Here is a 17398-nt window from a genome sequence, read left to right as displayed (position 1 = left end):
AGGGTTTTATCATGAAAATAAAATCACGGCAACAAGAGAATTCAGAGCAAACGCGCACTGCATTACGTGAAGCTGCACAAGAATTATTTATAAATCAGAACTATTGTGATGTTTCCGTTGATGAAATATCACGTCACGCAAGAGTAACGAAAGGGGCCTTTTATCACCACTTTAGTAATAAGAAAGCACTATTAAAAGAGTGCTACCTTTTTCAGGTTGATAAGGTCGTCGAAAAACTGGTTCAGATTCCTACCTATGATGATAAGTGGCAAGAGTTAGAGGTTATTTTTAACTTCTGTGTTGATCATATTTATCAATATAAAGATAAGCTGATTCCCTTACAAGAAATAATTTCCGTTCTAGGTTGGAAAGAATGGGATGAAATTGATTCACAAATTCTTATTCCTCGAATTAAAAAATGTGTAGATACCCTCTATAACAAACAAGAAATTTGTACCTATTCTCCTGATATTGTCGTAAATTTAATTTATGGATTTGTCACGCATATCGCGATTAATTTAAAGAATGAAGCTACATTACCTGAAAATGCCTGTAAGGAGTTTAAAACGATATTTTCTGATTTTTTAATGGGCATAAAACAATCTTCAATAAATGCAAAAAATCATAAATAGCACAAAAATAGTGATAGGTTGATGTACATTGGATCAAAATACACAAAACAAAGGTTCAGAACATTATGACAATAGAAGTGCCTAAGAGCCATTTCACCGCAACGGGCATTGTATTCAATGAGCAAGGCAAATTCCTTCTCCATTTGCATTCTAAAATAGGCTGTTGGTTACCACCAGGTGGTCATATAGAAGAAAATGAAGAGCCACAAGATGCAGTATTAAGAGAAATAGAAGAAGAAACAGGCTTACTGTGTGAGTGTCTTTGTTATCAACCTGAATTTAGTCTTAACCTAAATAACAATGATGTTATTGAACTTGTAAAACCCCTCGCCATTTTAAAAGAACCCATCCACGATAAAAAACAAGGATTTCATTATCACATCGATATGATTTACCTTTGTAAACCGTTAAAAAATAGCCAATTAACAAATAAATCTTTTCAATGGCTTTCTTTGGATGAAGTTAAAAAATTAGAAACCCCATTAAATGTGATAAGACTTATTGAACTAACTGAAAAACTATTAATAAAAAAAATTATTTAAATTTCTAAATAAAACTAAATTACTCATAATAAATAAACAATAAAAGCAGTTTTTAGAAACTGCTTTATTTTTATTGGAAACAAATTATTTTTAAAACTCACTATAAACTAACTTTGAAGTTAAATAAATTAATGTTAATAGGTGAATATACCTATTAAATATTAATGTAAAAATACACGAATAAAATTTCAAAAACTAAAAAATAATTAATAAATTATCTTTTTCTGAGTAAAATTATCGTCATCGCAGGATATTGTATAGTTAATTTTTATCTAGGTGGATAAAACAATCGTTTATTTCATAAATGAAAAATGATTTCCACTGGACTCTAAAGTTTTTCCTCATTATTACCGACATTATAAACAAAGGCAGATCCTACGTGCCTTTATATTCTAATGAATAAATTTTAGCCTTATTTTATTTACACCAGGGAATATGCTCTTTGTCAGAGAAAGAGTGCATTCTGATATCTTACAAATGTACAGATAAAAAATTCTGTATATTTTGATGGAATATGACCATGTTTAAAAATATCAGTATAGAAAAGACCGTTAAGGTCATGCTGGCCATTTTATTTGCGTTGATAATGAGCATTATTTATTTTAGTTATGATGCTTCCACTCGATCTTATAATAATTTCGTTTCATCAAATAACCTAAGCCAGCAAATGTTACTTATGGGCAAAGCGCGATATCAAATGGCCGTGATCAGGGCAAATATTAATGGGTTAGATGGACAATTACGGGTTAATGAAAAACCTTCAGCAAAATATTTTCATCAAACCACAGAATATATTGAAATAACGCGTGAAGAGATCCACCGTTGGGCGGATGCTGAAAAGCTGACAATAGAAGGGCGTGAGTTGGCCGATGAAATGACAAAGCGTTTTGATGAATTGCTTGATATTTTCACTGGTGCACTAGAGAGATTGCGTAGAGGTGAGCTAACAACACACTCTGCCAGTGTTAAAATGGATGAGCTCAATGATATCACGATGCAATATTACGCCGTGGCTAATGGTATCGAAAATAGCTATATCGATATTGCAAAAACATCTCAAGAACGTTTAATGCTGGTATCAATCACGACAGGCGTTATTGTTATTCTCTTATTTTTCATTATATTACGTTGGTTTTCCCATACCTTTATTGGCAATATTAAAATATTAATCAATATTTTTAGTAAGATGAGCCAAGGCGATTTAAGTATGCGTGTAGATAATCACGGTACTAATGAGTTTGGTCAGTTATTCAATGAAATGAATAAAATGAAAAACTCATTAAGCCATATGATCTCTTCCGTGAAAAATGCCGTTAATACTATCAGTGTTAGTGCAAGCGAAATCGCGACAGGAAATACAGATTTATCATCTCGAACTGAAGAGCAGGCTAGCGCATTACAAGAAACTGTTGCCAGTATGGAGCAAATTAAAACAACAGTTGAGAAAAATGCGGATAACTCGCGTGAAGCAAGCAAATTAGCACTAACAGCAACGGCATCTGCTCAAAATGGCGAAAATGTGATGGATAGCGTGGTAGAAACCATGTCTTCAATCTCTGAAAGTGCGAAGAAAATTGCAGACATCAATGACATTATTAATAGCATTGCCAATCAAACAAATATTTTGTCATTGAATGCGGCAGTTGAAGCGGCAAGAGCAGGTGAGCAAGGTAGAGGATTTACCGTTGTGGCATCTGAAGTGCGTAGTTTAGCGAGTCGTAGTGCGGAAGCTGCGAAAGAGATTAATGACTTGATCACACATTCTGTTAATAAAGTGCATGTTGGCTCTCAGCAAGTTGCTCAAGCTGGACGCTCAATGTCAGAGATCGTCACGACGATAAACCAGGTGAATGACTTTATGCAACAGATTGCCCTTGCTTCAAATGAACAAAGTATGGGGATTAATCAAATCGCATTAGCTGTTAGTGAAATGGATACTGTTACTCAGCAAAATGCGGCATTGGTTGAAGAGTCAGCTGCTATCACAGCGAATATGGATGATGAAGCTCATCAATTAGCTAAATTAGTTTCACAATTCAAAGTAGACGAAGAGAAAGAAACACTTTCACGCTTTGAATCAACGCAATCAGCAGAAGCTATCGATACTCAACAAAAATAAGTGGCGTATCGCTAATCAATAAAATAAGCCCCCTTTGCTAATTTATGGCTAAGAGGGCTTTTTGTTACATATCTTCTTAATGCTTAAAATTAAGCTTTGATCTGATTAACGCATTCATTACCTGAAGCAACGTCTTTAATATTGTGCAGTGTTGTTTCGCTAATACTAATTAATGCTTCTTCCGTTAAGAAAGCTTGGTGTCCTGTAAATAACACATTATGACAAGAAGAAAGACGACGGAAAATATCATCTTGAATAACATCATTTGATTTATCTTCAAAGAAAAGGTCACGCTCATTCTCATAAACGTCCATTCCCAAAGCACCAATCTTACCTTGTTTTAATGCATTAATAGCAGCAGCAGAATCCACTAAAGCACCACGACTGGTGTTAATAATCATCACGCCATCTTTCATTTGTGAAAAAGCGGTTTCATTTAATAGATGATGATTATCTGCGGTTAATGGGCAATGTAACGAAATAACATTAGAATTTGCATAGAGTGTTGCTAGATCGACATATTCGGCACCTAAATCAAGTACTGCTTGATTTGGATAAGGATCATAAGCAAGTAATTTCATGCCAAAGCCTTTTAATATGCGCAATGTTGCTAATCCTATTTTACCTGTACCAATAATACCAGCAGTACGATTATGCATATTAAAACCAGTTAGGCCTTCTAATGAGAAGTTTGCATCACGAGTACGTTGATAAGCTCTGTGTATACGACGATTAAGTGATAGCATCATACCAACAGCATGTTCTGCAATAGCCTCTGGTGAATAAGCCGGCACACGAACAACTGTTATTCCTAATTCAGCTGCAGCTTCTAAATCGACGTTATTGAATCCTGCGCAGCGTAATGCGAGGATGCGTATATTAAGGCTAGCAAGCTCTTGTAAAACCGCTCGATTTGCATCGTCATTGACGAAAATGCAAACAGCATTAGCACCAACGGCATTTTTTGCGGTTTGTTCTGTCAAATTAAAATCGAAATATTCAATATCATAATGGTATCCATTATGTTGATTGACCCATTCCATGTGCTTACGATCATAATGTTTAGTACTATAGGAAACGATTTTCATCCAGTCTTCTCTACTCTCGATTAAATTTTTATTCAGAGGCTGGAAAAACAAGAATTATCCAGCCCCAATATGAAAGAAATTAATATTATCATTATAAACAATTTAGCGAGGTAAGTGGATGATTCAGGTTTGTTTAAAAGGAATATGATGTGTTGTTAAGAAAAACAATCAAATGGACAGGGACGATACTACTAGGCACAGGTCTAATTGGCACTGCTTTATGGGCATCTATTCCTCGTTGGTTGCCCGTGGTTGCTCACTATTACTTGCCTGAAGGTGTAACACTTTCTTTATCACAGCCCAAGTTACAGCGCATAGGCGTTTCAATTGAAAATATCGCATTAAAGGCAGAAAGTTGTACTTTAGCTAGTCTTGATAACTTTGTTTTTACTTATCAAAAAGAGCAAATTGACAAACTTCAATTTAATAGCCAGCAACTCGTCATTGATGAACAATGTTTTTCAATGATGCCAGCAAGTAAACAAGAAGAAACGGCCACTGTTCCACTTGATATAAATTCTCTATTAACTTCAATACCTTATTTATCCGTCAATATCGATAATGTACTCTTAAAAGAAAATGCTCGTTATCAAGGAGCATTACAACTAAAAACACAAAATAATGGGCGACTAATTACTTACCAAGGAGAAAATGCTCAACTTGGTATTTCTATTAGAGATAACCAGTGGCTTGATATTAAACAGCTTAAAGTGAATTTACCTGATGATAATAATATCGAATTGGCAGCCGAAATAGCGCTTCCTCTAGATATCGCGTCATTACCTGAAAAAGGTACCATCGATGCAACGTTATTAACTTCTCACTATGAACATCCGTTAGTTTTTGTTCTTGAATGGGTTGGACAATCTGGCACTATTTCAATTGCTGAACAAGGTGGAGGCCATGCACTGGCTTTATTACCTTGGACAGTCACTCCTGAAAATATCGTTATTAAGCAAGGTCGTTGGGAATGGTTTGGATTAGACCAACCTTTACGAGGTGGTGTAAATATTAATATCGCACAATGGCAAAAAGGATTAACGGATTTAAGATTAACTGCACGATTAAACGTGATGACGGAAGGTAAAGCAGGGAAAGGAAATTTGGTGATATCGATCCCCGAAACGACAGTAAATTGGATAGATGCACAAATCCCTATTCAAATCACCGGTGTTGTTAATAAAGAATTAATGCAAGCCAGCGCGCAATTACCTGTTAAAGTCACTGGCATGTTGACAGATCCTACTATTGAATTTCAACCCGGATCTTTGTTTCGTTTTAAAGGGCCAGTTACTGAAACACTGACTGTAACAGATGCTCGTTTACCTTTAGCTGGAACCACCTTTTCATCAAAAGGCTTTAATGGACGTTTAAATGCGATAGTCGTCGCCCAAGACAGTATTTGGGGAGATTACCGCATTCATTTTCAAGGTAAAGCAATTGATTTCTTACCTGATAATGGAACTTGGCAATGGCGTTATTGGGGAGATGGAAATTTACTACCGTTAAAAGCGCATTGGGATATTGCAGGAACAGGTTATTGGGCTGATAAATTAGTGAGTTTTGAGAAACTCAATACAGGTTTTGATGTTTTAAAATATCAACATACTACAATGACTGCGCCACGATTATCTTTATTAAGCCCATTTCGTTGGTTCAGAGATGATAAAAAGCCAACATTTAATGGAAAGCTAAAATTAACGAGTCAACGTATTGATTTCCCTGCTGGTGGTTTTTTAGATAAGGCGGATTTTATTGCTACGGTCAGTGGTGAATCACCTTTTAATTTTAATGTAAAAGGTGAGTTAAACGCTAAACCTAATATAGGACCAATTGCAATTAATACACGTTGGGATGGTGCTAGACTAAGAGGGCAAATGCGTTGGCCTTCACAACCAATTAATGTTTTTCAATCACTAATACCTGCAGATTTAGGCATTACCCTTGATAAAGGTGAATTGTATACACAAGCTGATTTTTCTATTGCACCAGAACAAGGATTAGTTGCTGGTGGGCATCTTGTTGTTAGACAGGGCGGAATGTGGCTTAAAGATGGTGTCTTAGAAGGTTTAGATTTTATCTTACCTTGGCGTTTAAATAGGGATGAATGGCAATTAGGGGTTAAACAACCCGTTCAGTTACGAATAAAACGAGTTAATAACCTTTTTGAAATGACCGATATTACGGCAGATCTCCAAGGCTTTTATCCAGCAACTGAAAGTAAACCACTAATCTTATCTAACGTTAATGTCGCAATGCTGGATGGAACAATATCTTTAGCAGAATTAACGATACCACAACATGATGCTGCGATTATTTCTATTGATAATATTCAATTAAGTCATCTGTTTACTCTATTAAAAGTGACTCAGTTTGCAGCGTCAGGTAAAGTGAGTGGTGAGTTTCCATTCTTTATTAATAATAATCAATGGATTATTAAAAATGGTTGGCTGGCTAATTCATCTTATCTAACGTTAAGACTTGATAAAGATTTCGTTGATTCAATTGATGATAACAATATGTCAGCCGGTGTTGCTATGGCATGGTTGCGTTATCTAGAGATCAGTCGTTCTTGGACGCGTGTTAATTTAAGCAATTTGGGTGAGTTAGTGCTAGAGGCTGAAATTCAGGGAACGAATCCTTTAGAGGATAAACGCCGTCAGGTTAATCTAAATTATCGACATGAAGAAAATGTCTTCCAATTATGGCGAAGTTTACGATTTGGTTCACAATTGGAAGAGTGGTTAGAAAAAAGCTTATCAGATTTAGGGAGTGAGTCAGAGTGAAACCATTATTCTTTAAAAAACTATTTTTATTAACGGCCATGGTAATGGGAATATCAATGTTAACAGGATGTATTCGATTAGAAGTCGCGACACCTGATAAACCTATAAATATTAATATGAACGTAAAAATTGAACATGAGATTAATGTAAAAATAGACAGACAAGTTGAAGATCTCTTAAAAAATAACAGCGCCATTTTTTAAAGGGTAAATGATGAATTATAAAAAATATCTCTTAAGTTTTGGGCTAATAATAGCTTTAACTGGTACAAATGCTATCGCATTAACACTTGATGAAGCGAGATCACAAGGGTTAGTAGGGGAAACCTTCAGCGGTTATATTGAACTTGTACAAACAAATAACAAACAAGCGCAACAACTTGTTGATGAAATCAATCAAGCTAGAAAAGCAAAATATGTTGAAGTTGCTAAAACTAACCAAGTAACACCAGAATCAGTGGCTCGACTTGCAGGTGAAAAATTAGTCGCAAGAGCTAATGAAGGTGAGTATGTTAAAGGTATTAATGGTAAATGGGTAAAAAAATAGTAACTCTTTAAATAAGCATTTAATTCCATTAAAAGCACGATCTATTATAAATAGCTATCGTGCTTTTCCATAATTGAAATCACTAACTATCGTCAAATGTAACAACATCATCATTTATTTTTATAGTAAACTGAATATCGGATTGTATATAACCGGGTTTTGGAGGTGTATCATCTTTTTTTACATAATTAGCAAAAAAATAAAACTCAACTTTTCCATCAATGAGATCCTCAACAAATTCATTTTCTTTATTAAGATCTAATGGTCTTTGTTCTTCATTGTATAATAATTGAAATGCAATATTAGCACTTGCACTATCATCAGTGAACTGATTTTTTAAATAACCGGTATTACTATCAATGCTTGAATTTTCAATTTTTAAACGAACTTCGCCATGGCTTTTCGAACAGTCATTTATAGTAATAATAATGATGTGGCTATCAGTATCGGCTAATGTCCCCACTTCATGTGATGAAAAATCATTTTCATTAATAGAAATCTTATCGCTAATGTTTTCATAGATATAATCAATATCACAACTTAAAGGAATTTTATGATCACCACGTCTAGGTTCTGATGATAGTGAAAAAGAGATAAATAGTAACGTAATTATTAAATAGATGGTTTTTTTCATATTTTTCTTAATAGAGATAACTTAGTTTAAATACAATTGATTTCTTTTTTTATTAGTGTGGTGTTCTTTTCATTATTATCAATTTCATAAATAAATTGACACTGTTTATCTTCTCCCCATTTTACTTTTACTAATCCATTCTCTGTAATACCAGAAAGAAAAATAATATTATTTTCTGATACTAACCCATGAGAAATAATATTACCGTTTTTATCGAATGTGGTGACTGTCGATGCAAAGGGAAGTGGGGTTGTTGATTTAAAAATAACACGATAACCAATTTTTATTGGGAAAGTTATTTTAGATACTGCGCCTAATGTGGGAATAATATTTTTGCTATAAATTTCGGTTTCTGCTTGTTGCGGTAATGTCGTTGCATTTAATTTAATATTATTTATTCGATAAGGTGTTATGTTATTTAAAATTAGATTTCCAAAAATATCTGATTTTGTTTTTGTTGAAAATGATGTTTTAATTCCAGATATTCCTTGAGTATTAATCAGTGCAAATGTTCTACCTAAACGAGGAGTGAGAGTAATACCATTAGAATGAAGAACAATTCCTCCATTAATAGAAACATTGTAATTATAACTATCTTCCATTTTGTTCATATTAAATGTGTAAGATTGATAGTTGTTTTGATAACGGGCATTGGTAGAAAAACGGTTGGACTTTCTCTTCTCATTATAAGTATGTTGATAATTTACTGAATATCCTAAATTATAGTTAAGCAGAGCACCTCCAATGTTGGTCGTGTTGATATAATGTTTTTTCTTATTTTGATAATTTGTTTGATTATTAAACCAATTATAGTGATCACTATTATTACCTAATGGTATATGGAGATTGAGTGAGAAGGAATGATCAAAAATAGATTTGTCTTTTTTAAATTCATATTTAAGATTATAGTTTATTTTATTTATTGAGGATGAAAAAGAAGTACCTAATTCAAAGTTTTTAGATATATTTTCATATGTTTTTTCGTGATACCGACAAGAAAGATAACCTAAGTCATTAATATTTTGTGATACAGAAACCGAATAATTTCTTTTAATACTATCTTTTTTTTGAAAATTATCTAAATAATGATAAAAAGATATTCCAGAAGTAAAGTAGGTTTGTGTTTTTGACATGCTTTTTTGATAACGAAATTGATATTTTAATTTATCTCTACTATTTTCATAACTTAAATCTGTTGCTAAACCACCCAATATACCTAAATCAAGAGATAGTCCAGATAGATAATTCATATGGGTATCTCGTTTTTTTATTGCGCTATATGAGGTGATCCTTTGACTAAGACCATATGAAAATTCACTTAAAAGGAAAATAGAATGTTCTTTATGGCTATTCTTAGCTAATGTACCGGAAATAAAATTATATTGATAACTACCTTTATTTAGTTGATTAGGTAATGATGTGAAATAATGTGTTGATATTTTTATTCTTCCATCTGCTTCTTTAACTTCTAGACTGAGTTTTTCACTCCCTAAAACAGGTAATGAATTTATAATAAAAGGACCAGGGGGAACAGTGCTTTCATAAATAACTTTGTCACCTTGTTTAATCATTACTTGAGCTTCTGTATCAGCAATTCCTTCAATAATAGGTTTGTTAGCATAAAGAGTATTACTTGAAATTAAATTATTGGATATTAATTGAAAGCCAATTATTTTATCTGTTGGTAATATTCGTGTTGTGGGTGAAAACTTACCTCCATAAAAAAGAGCAGAAAAAGAATTAATTTGGCGATAGGTATATATTGATGAAAGCTTCGATTGGTAACGGTTTTTATTCCAATAAAAGTTGTTCTGACTGCGTATGCGCCAAGCACCAAAATTAAGGCCTGTTTGTAAATTGAGTTTTTGTTCTAGTGCTTTTTTTTGATGATGTCTAATTGAATAGGAGTATTGGCTAAATAGTGCAGTGATCCCATTATCCCAATCTTTTTTATCGGTAATATAATTATCTTTTTTTATTAATGCTTTTTGTGGAATAATTAAATTTAATTTTTGATTTGAAAAAGAGTATTTAAAATCAATTGAATGGTCACTTAAAGGAATTATATCTTGATATTCTTTTTTTATTGAATAAAAATCGATATCAATACCAAGAGAAATTAAATCACTAACAGAGATACAAGGGGTTAACTTGTTGTCTATACTTTTAAAGTAAAGAAGTTTTGCTATTTTTTTTCTATTATTGATATAAATTATAGAATGATAAAAACCTTCAGTTTTTTTATTTTCAAGTAATTGTTTAATCGTTTCTTTATCAATATTAGAAAATGCATGAGCATAAATAGAGAGTGAGCTATCTTGAGCTATAGTATTTTTGTTATAAATGGAAATTAAAATAAAAAATACTGCTTTTGTTTTCATATGATTAATAATCATTAATAACTTCCTTGTCTACTGCCTCTATTTCAAGACCATATTGATTAAATATTTTCCATTTTACGACCCCGTTTCTTAAAATTTCTTTTTTTGTATTATATTTCTTAAAAGGAGGGATTGTTTTACTTTCATTAATTGTTAAAACATCATCACAAGAAATTGAAGATAGAGTAATAAAATAAGGTGTAGGATTATTTATAATAAATTCATTATTTTTATTTTTTAAAAACTCAATTTTTTTATAAGCATATTTAGCATCTTTTTCTATTGATAAAGGTCTATATATTAAGTTATATACAGAATTTAAAGAGACATGTAACATGTTTTTATTGTTGTCGGAATTTGATAGGATCGGTATTCTTTTAATGTTTATTCTATATAATGTCTCTCTGTTTTCTTCTTTTATTTTATCGGTTTTAAGTATTTTTAAAGAAAAGGTTTCATCTTTTTCCATCTTAATAAGAGGAGGGGTTATCATAAAAGGAATTTCATTATTATTTTCTTTATCATAATGTGTAATCCAACTTTGTATAAAATAATCACTATTTGTTTTGTTATTTATTTCAATTGTTTCTTGATTGATACTTTCAATAAAAATAAATTTATCTTTATTTATTTCTATTGATGATTGACTATATGTGGGAAATATGAAAAATAATACGAAAAATTTAAATTTTTTAAACATATTCTTTTGCTAGTTAAAGTAGAAAGTATAAATATTAAAACAAAGCTGGTATTCCAGCTTTGTTGATTTATAGAGTTTTAATCCATAGCAATATCACTATATATAACATCAAAAGTTAAAGAGGATGATACCGCACCTGGTGTCGCATCTATGCCATTAGGTTTCATATAGTTAACGTCAAATAAAAATTGTGCGCTGTTATTTCCTTTATCCACATTAACTTGAAATTCATCAGGTTTTTCATTATCTAAATTAATGATGTTTTTATCAGTATCAAAAATAGCAACCTCAACATTGCTACCATTATCAGCTAAATTTTTCAAACGCATATTAGTTTGTTTTTCTATTTTTAATTGTAATCTATTAATGTTGTCTTTACAGTTAGTAAATTGAATCGAAAGGGGCTGAAATGCAGTGTTGGCGATATCATCATTACCAAAGTTATTCTCTTGAACCGGTAGTAATTCAACGGGTTTTATTGCCTCTAGTTGACATTTTGGACTCGGTGTAACAGAACCATTAATTGTAATTGTTCCTACATTTTTTTCTGTATATTCAGCAGCATTTGATTGAATTGATAAAAGAGTCGTAGATAGAATAAATAATGAGAGTATATTTTTTTTCATCGTAAGTTCCATTTATTGAATTAAGAGAATTATTTAATTACTTCTATATTACTTAAGGCGATTAAATTTTATTAATTTGGTTTTTACAAATCAAATTGGTTTTTTATATGAGCATTCATTTGTAGTATGAATAAAAGAATAAACAATAAAATATGGCTATTAAAATAATCTGTATTTTATTATTACTTTGAAAGTTTGATTAAATTTGGTTTTTCTTGCTATTAAGGTTTTTAAATTATAAATTAGAAATGATTTTTTTATAAAAGAAAAATTAGCATATCTTTGTGTTTGGTGAAGTGTAAAATTTAGATATAAAAAAAGCACCTGAAGTAGGTGCTTTAAGAAAAATATAAATTATTATTTTGCTGTAATGCTTCTTGAGTTAACAACAGCATCAATTTCTTTTTGTGCTTGTAGGTGAGATTGCTGTGCGTATTCTTCACCATATGCGGTACCTTCAGCCATAATAAACTGTACGTCATTGATACCGATAAAAGCTAAAAATTGTTTTAGGAATGGAACAATAAGATCAGAAGGTTGATCTTTATGAACACCACCACGACTGGTTAATACAATCGCTTGTTTATTTTCAAGCAAGCCAACAGAACCCGCTTCAGTATATTTAAACGTTTCACCGGCGCGAGCAATAAAATCAATATAATGTTTTAATTGAGCCGAAATTGAAAAGTTATACATTGGTGCAGTAATCACTATCATATCGTGGGCTTTTAATTCACTAATTAACTCATCTGATAATGCTCTAGCTGCTTTTTGTTCATCCGATAGCATCGCAGTTTCTTTGCCAAAAGCAAATAGCGTTGCTTGGTCTAAAGTAGGCACTGGATTTTTAGCGAGGTCACGTACTGTAATTAAGTCATCTTTATGATTACTTTGCCAATTTTCAATTAAGTAATCGGTCATTTTATTACTGTGCGAATAGCTATCTAAAATACTGGATTTCAGTACAAGGATCTTTTTCATTATTTTCTCGTGGTCTATAAAATGTTCTATTTATTTAAATTTGTTACTTGGTAGTAGTTTACCCGATCTTTAAAATATCACATCACAATCCTTTGAATATGCTATTCAAAATTATTGATTATATAAAATTATATACTAAGAAATTTAATCAAGCCTTTATGTGCCAATAGCCGGATGTGATATCATAAGGGCATTAGTTTTGATTAGAATAACCTCAAAAAGGATAATAAAAGGTGACATTATCATCTGCCACACTCTATCAAGAAATAGAGCAATTATCGTTGCGGGAGCAGCAACGATTAAGAAAACGTCTACGTGGCGTCGCTAAAATTAATAATGAAGAGTCTAAACAAGCGGTATTAAGTGCAATTAAAGACGATATTACAACAGCACAACAGATGATAATTCGCCGCCGTGCCAATTGTCCTGAAATTACTTACCCAGAAAACCTTCCTGTTAGCCAAAAGAAAGATGCCATTTATAATGCAATAAGAGATAACCAAGTCGTTATTATTGCAGGGGAAACTGGCTCAGGTAAAACAACACAGATCCCTAAAATTTGTCTTGAATTAGGACGAGGGATCAAAGGTTTCATTGGTCATACACAGCCTCGCCGTTTAGCTGCACGGTCAGTAGCTGAACGTATCGCTCATGAGTTAAAAAGTACATTAGGAGAATCTGTAGGTTATAAGGTTCGCTTTAGTGACCATGTTGGCGATAATACTCTCGTCAAGTTAATGACAGATGGTATTTTATTGGCAGAATTACAGCAAGATAAGCTGTTACTTCAATATGACACTATCATTATTGATGAAGCCCATGAACGCAGTTTAAATATCGATTTTATTCTTGGTTATTTAAAACAGCTATTACCTAAACGCCCTGATTTAAAAGTTATTATTACTTCTGCAACCATCGATCCTGAACGTTTTTCTAAACATTTTAATCAAGCACCTATTATTGAGGTGTCAGGTCGAACTTATCCTGTTGAAGTTAGATATCGTCCTATTGGTGGTGACGAACTTGATAGTGATAAGGATATGACCGATGGTATTGTTGATGCTATTGATGAATTAAGCAGAGAAAGTGCGGGTGATATTCTTATTTTTATGAGTGGTGAGCGCGAAATTCGCGACACTGCTGATGCGTTGAATAAATTACAACTTCGCCATACGGAAGTATTACCTTTATTTGCCCGTTTATCTAACAGTGAACAGAATCGAATATTTCATCCTCATAACGGTAGACGTATTATTTTAGCGACTAACGTCGCCGAAACGTCATTAACTGTACCTGGTATTAAGTACGTTATTGATACCGGCTTTGCGCGTGTTAGCCGTTATAGTTATCGTACTAAAGTACAACGGCTTCCAATTGAGCCTATTTCTCAAGCTTCGGCAAATCAAAGAAAAGGGCGTTGTGGTCGTGTTTCTGACGGTATTTGTATTCGTCTTTATTCAGAAGATGATTTTATTTCTCGCTCTGAGTTTACTGATCCTGAAATATTAAGAACTAATCTTGCATCTGTTATTTTACAAATGACGTCGATAGGGTTAGGTGATATTAGTGCTTTCCCATTTGTGCAGCCACCAGATAAACGCAATATTCAAGATGGTGTTCGTTTATTAGAGGAACTAGGCGCGTTACAAAACGAAACTGACCACAATGGTGCTTATCGTTTAACTCCAATGGGGAAACAACTTGCACAACTTCCTATCGATCCTCGTTTAGCGAGAATGGTACTTGAAGCGCGTAAATATGGCGCAGTGAAAGAGTTGATGATCATTACATCCGCACTTTCGATTCAAGATCCGCGCGAAAGACCAATGGATAAACAGCAAGCCTCTGATGAAAAGCATCGACGCTTCCAAGATAAAGACTCTGACTTCTTATCTTTTTTAAATATGTGGGATTATTTAAAAACTCAGCAAAAAGAGTTGAGCCAATCTCAATTTAGAAAATTGTGTCGCCAAGAATTCTTAAACTTTATGCGAGTAAGGGAATGGCAAGATGTTTATACACAGTTGCGACAAGTTGTTAAAGAGTTAGGGTTCCCTGTTAATAGTGAGCCTGCTGATTTTAGAAGTGTTCACGTTGCGTTGTTAAGTGGCTTGTTGTCACATATTGGGCAAAAAGATGCAGATAAACAAGAATTCACTGGCGCAAGAAATGCCCGTTTTTCTATTTATCCGGGGTCAGGTTTATTTAAAAAACCACCAAAATGGACAATGGTGGCAGAGCTAGTCGAGACATCTCGTCTATGGGGAAGAATTGCAGCACGCGTTGAACCTGAATGGATAGAACCTATCGCTGAACATTTGGTGAAACATCAATATAGCGAACCTCATTGGTCAAAAGCGCAAGGCGCTGTAATGGCTAATGAAAAAGTCACCCTGTATGGTTTACCAATTGTAGCTTCTCGACCTATTAATTACAGTCAAATTGATCCACTTTTATGTCGTGAGCTTTTTATTCGCCACGCGTTAGTGGAGGGAGATTGGCAAACTCGCCATGTATTTTTCCGTGACAATTTAAAATTACGCACAGAAGTTGAAGAGTTAGAGCATAAATCTCGTCGTCGAGACATTCTTGTTGATGATGAAACAATGTTTACGTTCTACGATCAACGAATACCTCAGGATGTCGTTTCGTCTCGTCATTTTGATAAATGGTGGAAAGAGGCACAAAAGGCATCACCTGATCTGCTTAACTTTGAAAAAAGTATGCTTATCAAAGATGATGCTAAACGTGTTAGTGCGCTAGATTATCCAAATTATTGGCACCAAGATAATTTAAAATTACGCTTAACCTATCAATTTGAACCGGGTACTGCGGCTGATGGTGTCACTGTTCATATTCCATTACCTATTTTGAATCAGGTAAAAGACGAAGGTTTTGACTGGCAAATTCCAGGTATTCGCCATGAATTGATTGTGGCTTTAATTAAGTCACTACCAAAACCTATCCGTCGTAATTTTGTACCAGCGCCTAATTATGCTTCTGCATTTTTAGAGCGTGTACCTCAAGTTGAAGGTGATTTACTCGATAGGCTTGAAAAAGAGTTGCGCCGTATGACAGGAGTGACTGTCGATAGAGAAAGCTGGCAGCTTGACCAAGTCGCTGATCACTTAAAAATGACATTCCGTGTTGTTGGCGAAAAAAATAAAACGCTGGCAGAAAGTAAAGATCTCAATAAATTAAAAGAGAACTTAAAGGAAAAAGTGCAAGAAACATTATCAGCAGTCGCCGATGATGGTATTGAACAACAAGATTTACATATTTGGAGTTTTGGTGATTTGCCTCAGCGTTATGAGCAAAAACGGGGTGGCTATTCAGTGAAAGCTTATCCTGCACTCGTGGATGAAAAAAACAGTGTGGGTATTAAGCTTTTTGAAACAGAATCTGAACAGCAAGCTTCAATGTGGGAAGGGGTAAGACGATTATTATTATTAAATATTCCGTCACCTATTAAATATCTGCATGAAAAATTACCTAATAAAGCAAAACTTGGTCTTTACTTTAACCCTTATGGCAAAGTGTTGGAGCTGATTGATGATTGTATTGCTTGTGGTGTTGATAAACTGATGTCGTCTTATGGTGGTTTAATTTGGCAAGAAGATGAATATCAAAAACTGCAAGAATATGTCAGAGGTGAACTAAACGATGCTGTGGTTGAAATAGCAAAACAAGTTGAAGCGATTTTAACTCAAGTATTTGCTATTAATAAGCGTTTAAAAGGGCGGGTGGATATTAGCGTTGCTTTTGCATTATCTGATATTAAAGCTCAACTTGGTCAGTTAGTTTTTCCTGGTTTTGTTACCTCTCATGGATGGAAACGCCTTGCGGATATTCCTCGTTATTTGAGTGCAATTGAAAAACGAATGGAAAAACTAGCTATTGATCCTAATCGCGATCGGGCGCAAATGAGTCGAGTTGAAAATGTTATTCAGCAGTGGCAACAGTGGTTAGGCAAACTAACCGAGAAACAAAAGCAACAAGAAGAAGTGCAAAATATTCGTTGGATGATAGAAGAGCTAAGAGTAAGCCTATTTGCTCAACAGATAGGGACTCCATATCCAATATCAGATAAACGTATATTGCAGGCGATAGAACAAATCAGTTTCAATTAATCAAACTATCATATATTTAGACCCACGGGAATTTATGCTTCTCGTGGGTTTTTTATTACCTTACTAATTAATAGTTATCTATATATTAGTTACAACATACTATATAGTTCTTGATTTATACACACCTAACCATCCGTGTAAAAAATAACAGCTTAGCAAGGGAGGTTTTTGACTTAAGGGGAATTTTTTTGAAGAGAAGAGAGGCCGAGAGGTACTGTTTTTCAGTACCCCTC

The 17398-nt window shown here is 33.4% G+C and carries 13 protein-coding genes; 7 read left to right on the top strand and 6 right to left on the bottom strand.

Annotation, left to right across the window (positions count from 1 at the left end; translation table 11 throughout):
- The first annotated feature begins 11 nt into the window (after positions 1-11).
- The 3 genes from DK857_RS12550 to DK857_RS12540 all read left to right on the top strand — a co-directional run bounded on the left by DK857_RS12550 (position 12) and on the right by DK857_RS12540 (position 3293).
- Positions 12-632, top strand: a complete 621-nt coding sequence (locus DK857_RS12550; protein WP_109402347.1) for a TetR family transcriptional regulator — start codon at positions 12-14, stop codon at positions 630-632.
- A 65-nt stretch (positions 633-697) separates the two neighbouring features.
- Positions 698-1174, top strand: a complete 477-nt coding sequence (locus DK857_RS12545; RefSeq protein WP_098942684.1) for an NUDIX hydrolase — start codon at positions 698-700, stop codon at positions 1172-1174.
- A 520-nt stretch (positions 1175-1694) separates the two neighbouring features.
- Positions 1695-3293 carry a methyl-accepting chemotaxis protein gene (locus tag DK857_RS12540; RefSeq protein WP_109393814.1) on the top strand — a complete coding sequence of 533 codons (1599 nt, stop codon included), beginning with the start codon at positions 1695-1697 and terminating at the stop codon, positions 3291-3293.
- A gap of 89 nt (positions 3294-3382) precedes the next feature.
- Here the strand turns inward: DK857_RS12540 and DK857_RS12535 are convergent, their stop codons facing one another.
- Positions 3383-4381, bottom strand: a complete 999-nt coding sequence (locus DK857_RS12535) for a 2-hydroxyacid dehydrogenase (RefSeq protein ID WP_109393813.1) — start codon at positions 4379-4381, stop codon at positions 3383-3385.
- A gap of 149 nt (positions 4382-4530) precedes the next feature.
- On the opposite strand from DK857_RS12535, the gene DK857_RS12530 reads away from it, so the two are divergent.
- From DK857_RS12530 to DK857_RS12520, 3 genes are read left to right on the top strand one after another with little or no spacing between them, the layout of a single operon-like run.
- Positions 4531-7167 (top strand): YdbH family protein, encoded by a 2637-nt coding sequence (locus DK857_RS12530; RefSeq protein ID WP_109402346.1) that lies wholly within the window; start codon positions 4531-4533, stop codon positions 7165-7167.
- Positions 7164-7370, top strand: a complete 207-nt coding sequence (locus DK857_RS12525; RefSeq protein ID WP_375804060.1) for a YnbE family lipoprotein — start codon at positions 7164-7166, stop codon at positions 7368-7370. Before DK857_RS12530 ends, DK857_RS12525 begins: the two co-directional genes overlap by 4 nt.
- A 10-nt stretch (positions 7371-7380) precedes the next feature.
- Positions 7381-7713 carry a YdbL family protein gene (locus DK857_RS12520; protein ID WP_109393811.1) on the top strand — a complete coding sequence of 111 codons (333 nt, stop codon included), beginning with the start codon at positions 7381-7383 and terminating at the stop codon, positions 7711-7713.
- An 82-nt stretch (positions 7714-7795) separates the two neighbouring features.
- Here the strand turns inward: DK857_RS12520 and DK857_RS12515 are convergent, their stop codons facing one another.
- The 5 genes from DK857_RS12515 to DK857_RS12495 form a co-directional block, all read right to left on the bottom strand.
- Positions 7796-8347, bottom strand: a complete 552-nt coding sequence (locus tag DK857_RS12515) for a fimbrial protein (RefSeq protein WP_109402345.1) — start codon at positions 8345-8347, stop codon at positions 7796-7798.
- A gap of 26 nt (positions 8348-8373) precedes the next feature.
- Positions 8374-10743 (bottom strand): fimbria/pilus outer membrane usher protein, encoded by a 2370-nt coding sequence (locus DK857_RS12510; RefSeq protein ID WP_109402344.1) that lies wholly within the window; start codon positions 10741-10743, stop codon positions 8374-8376.
- Complete coding sequence (locus DK857_RS12505; protein WP_109402343.1) at positions 10733-11428, bottom strand: fimbrial biogenesis chaperone; 696 nt, start codon at positions 11426-11428, stop codon at positions 10733-10735. Before DK857_RS12505 ends, DK857_RS12510 begins: the two co-directional genes overlap by 11 nt.
- Before the next feature lie 77 nt (positions 11429-11505).
- Entirely contained in the window at positions 11506-12054 is a 549-nt protein-coding gene (locus tag DK857_RS12500; protein WP_157957608.1) for a fimbrial protein, read from the bottom strand.
- Positions 12055-12411: 357 nt separating this feature from the next.
- Entirely contained in the window at positions 12412-13035 is a 624-nt protein-coding gene (locus DK857_RS12495) for an FMN-dependent NADH-azoreductase (protein ID WP_109402341.1), read from the bottom strand.
- 233 nt (positions 13036-13268) lie between these two features.
- Between DK857_RS12495 and hrpA the strand changes: the two genes are divergently transcribed.
- The gene (gene hrpA, locus DK857_RS12490) at positions 13269-17165 is read left to right on the top strand and encodes an ATP-dependent RNA helicase HrpA (protein WP_109402340.1); all 3897 of its coding nucleotides are present in this window, start codon (positions 13269-13271) and stop codon (positions 17163-17165) included.
- The last annotated feature ends 233 nt before the right edge of the window (positions 17166-17398 follow it).

Source organism: Proteus terrae, assembly GCF_003144325.1.
GTDB classification, from domain to species: Bacteria; Pseudomonadota; Gammaproteobacteria; order Enterobacterales; family Enterobacteriaceae; genus Proteus; species Proteus terrae.
Note: the sequence above shows the minus strand (reverse complement) of the source record. Positions and strands in the feature narration are given on the sequence as shown.

What these genes read in the sequence shown, in the direction of transcription:
- DK857_RS12535 (WP_109393813.1), bottom strand. Translation starts at nt 4,381, where the DNA reads ATGAAAATCGTTTCCTATAGTACTAAACATTATGATCGTAAGCACATG.
- DK857_RS12500 (WP_157957608.1), bottom strand. Translation starts at nt 12,054, where the DNA reads ATGAAAAAAAATATACTCTCATTATTTATTCTATCTACGACTCTTTTA.
- DK857_RS12540 (WP_109393814.1), top strand. Translation starts at nt 1,695, where the DNA reads ATGTTTAAAAATATCAGTATAGAAAAGACCGTTAAGGTCATGCTGGCC.
- DK857_RS12520 (WP_109393811.1), top strand. Translation starts at nt 7,381, where the DNA reads ATGAATTATAAAAAATATCTCTTAAGTTTTGGGCTAATAATAGCTTTA.
- DK857_RS12545 (WP_098942684.1), top strand. Translation starts at nt 698, where the DNA reads ATGACAATAGAAGTGCCTAAGAGCCATTTCACCGCAACGGGCATTGTA.
- DK857_RS12505 (WP_109402343.1), bottom strand. Translation starts at nt 11,428, where the DNA reads ATGTTTAAAAAATTTAAATTTTTCGTATTATTTTTCATATTTCCCACA.
- DK857_RS12515 (WP_109402345.1), bottom strand. Translation starts at nt 8,347, where the DNA reads ATGAAAAAAACCATCTATTTAATAATTACGTTACTATTTATCTCTTTT.
- DK857_RS12495 (WP_109402341.1), bottom strand. Translation starts at nt 13,035, where the DNA reads ATGAAAAAGATCCTTGTACTGAAATCCAGTATTTTAGATAGCTATTCG.
- DK857_RS12550 (WP_109402347.1), top strand. Translation starts at nt 12, where the DNA reads ATGAAAATAAAATCACGGCAACAAGAGAATTCAGAGCAAACGCGCACT.
- DK857_RS12510 (WP_109402344.1), bottom strand. Translation starts at nt 10,743, where the DNA reads ATGATTATTAATCATATGAAAACAAAAGCAGTATTTTTTATTTTAATT.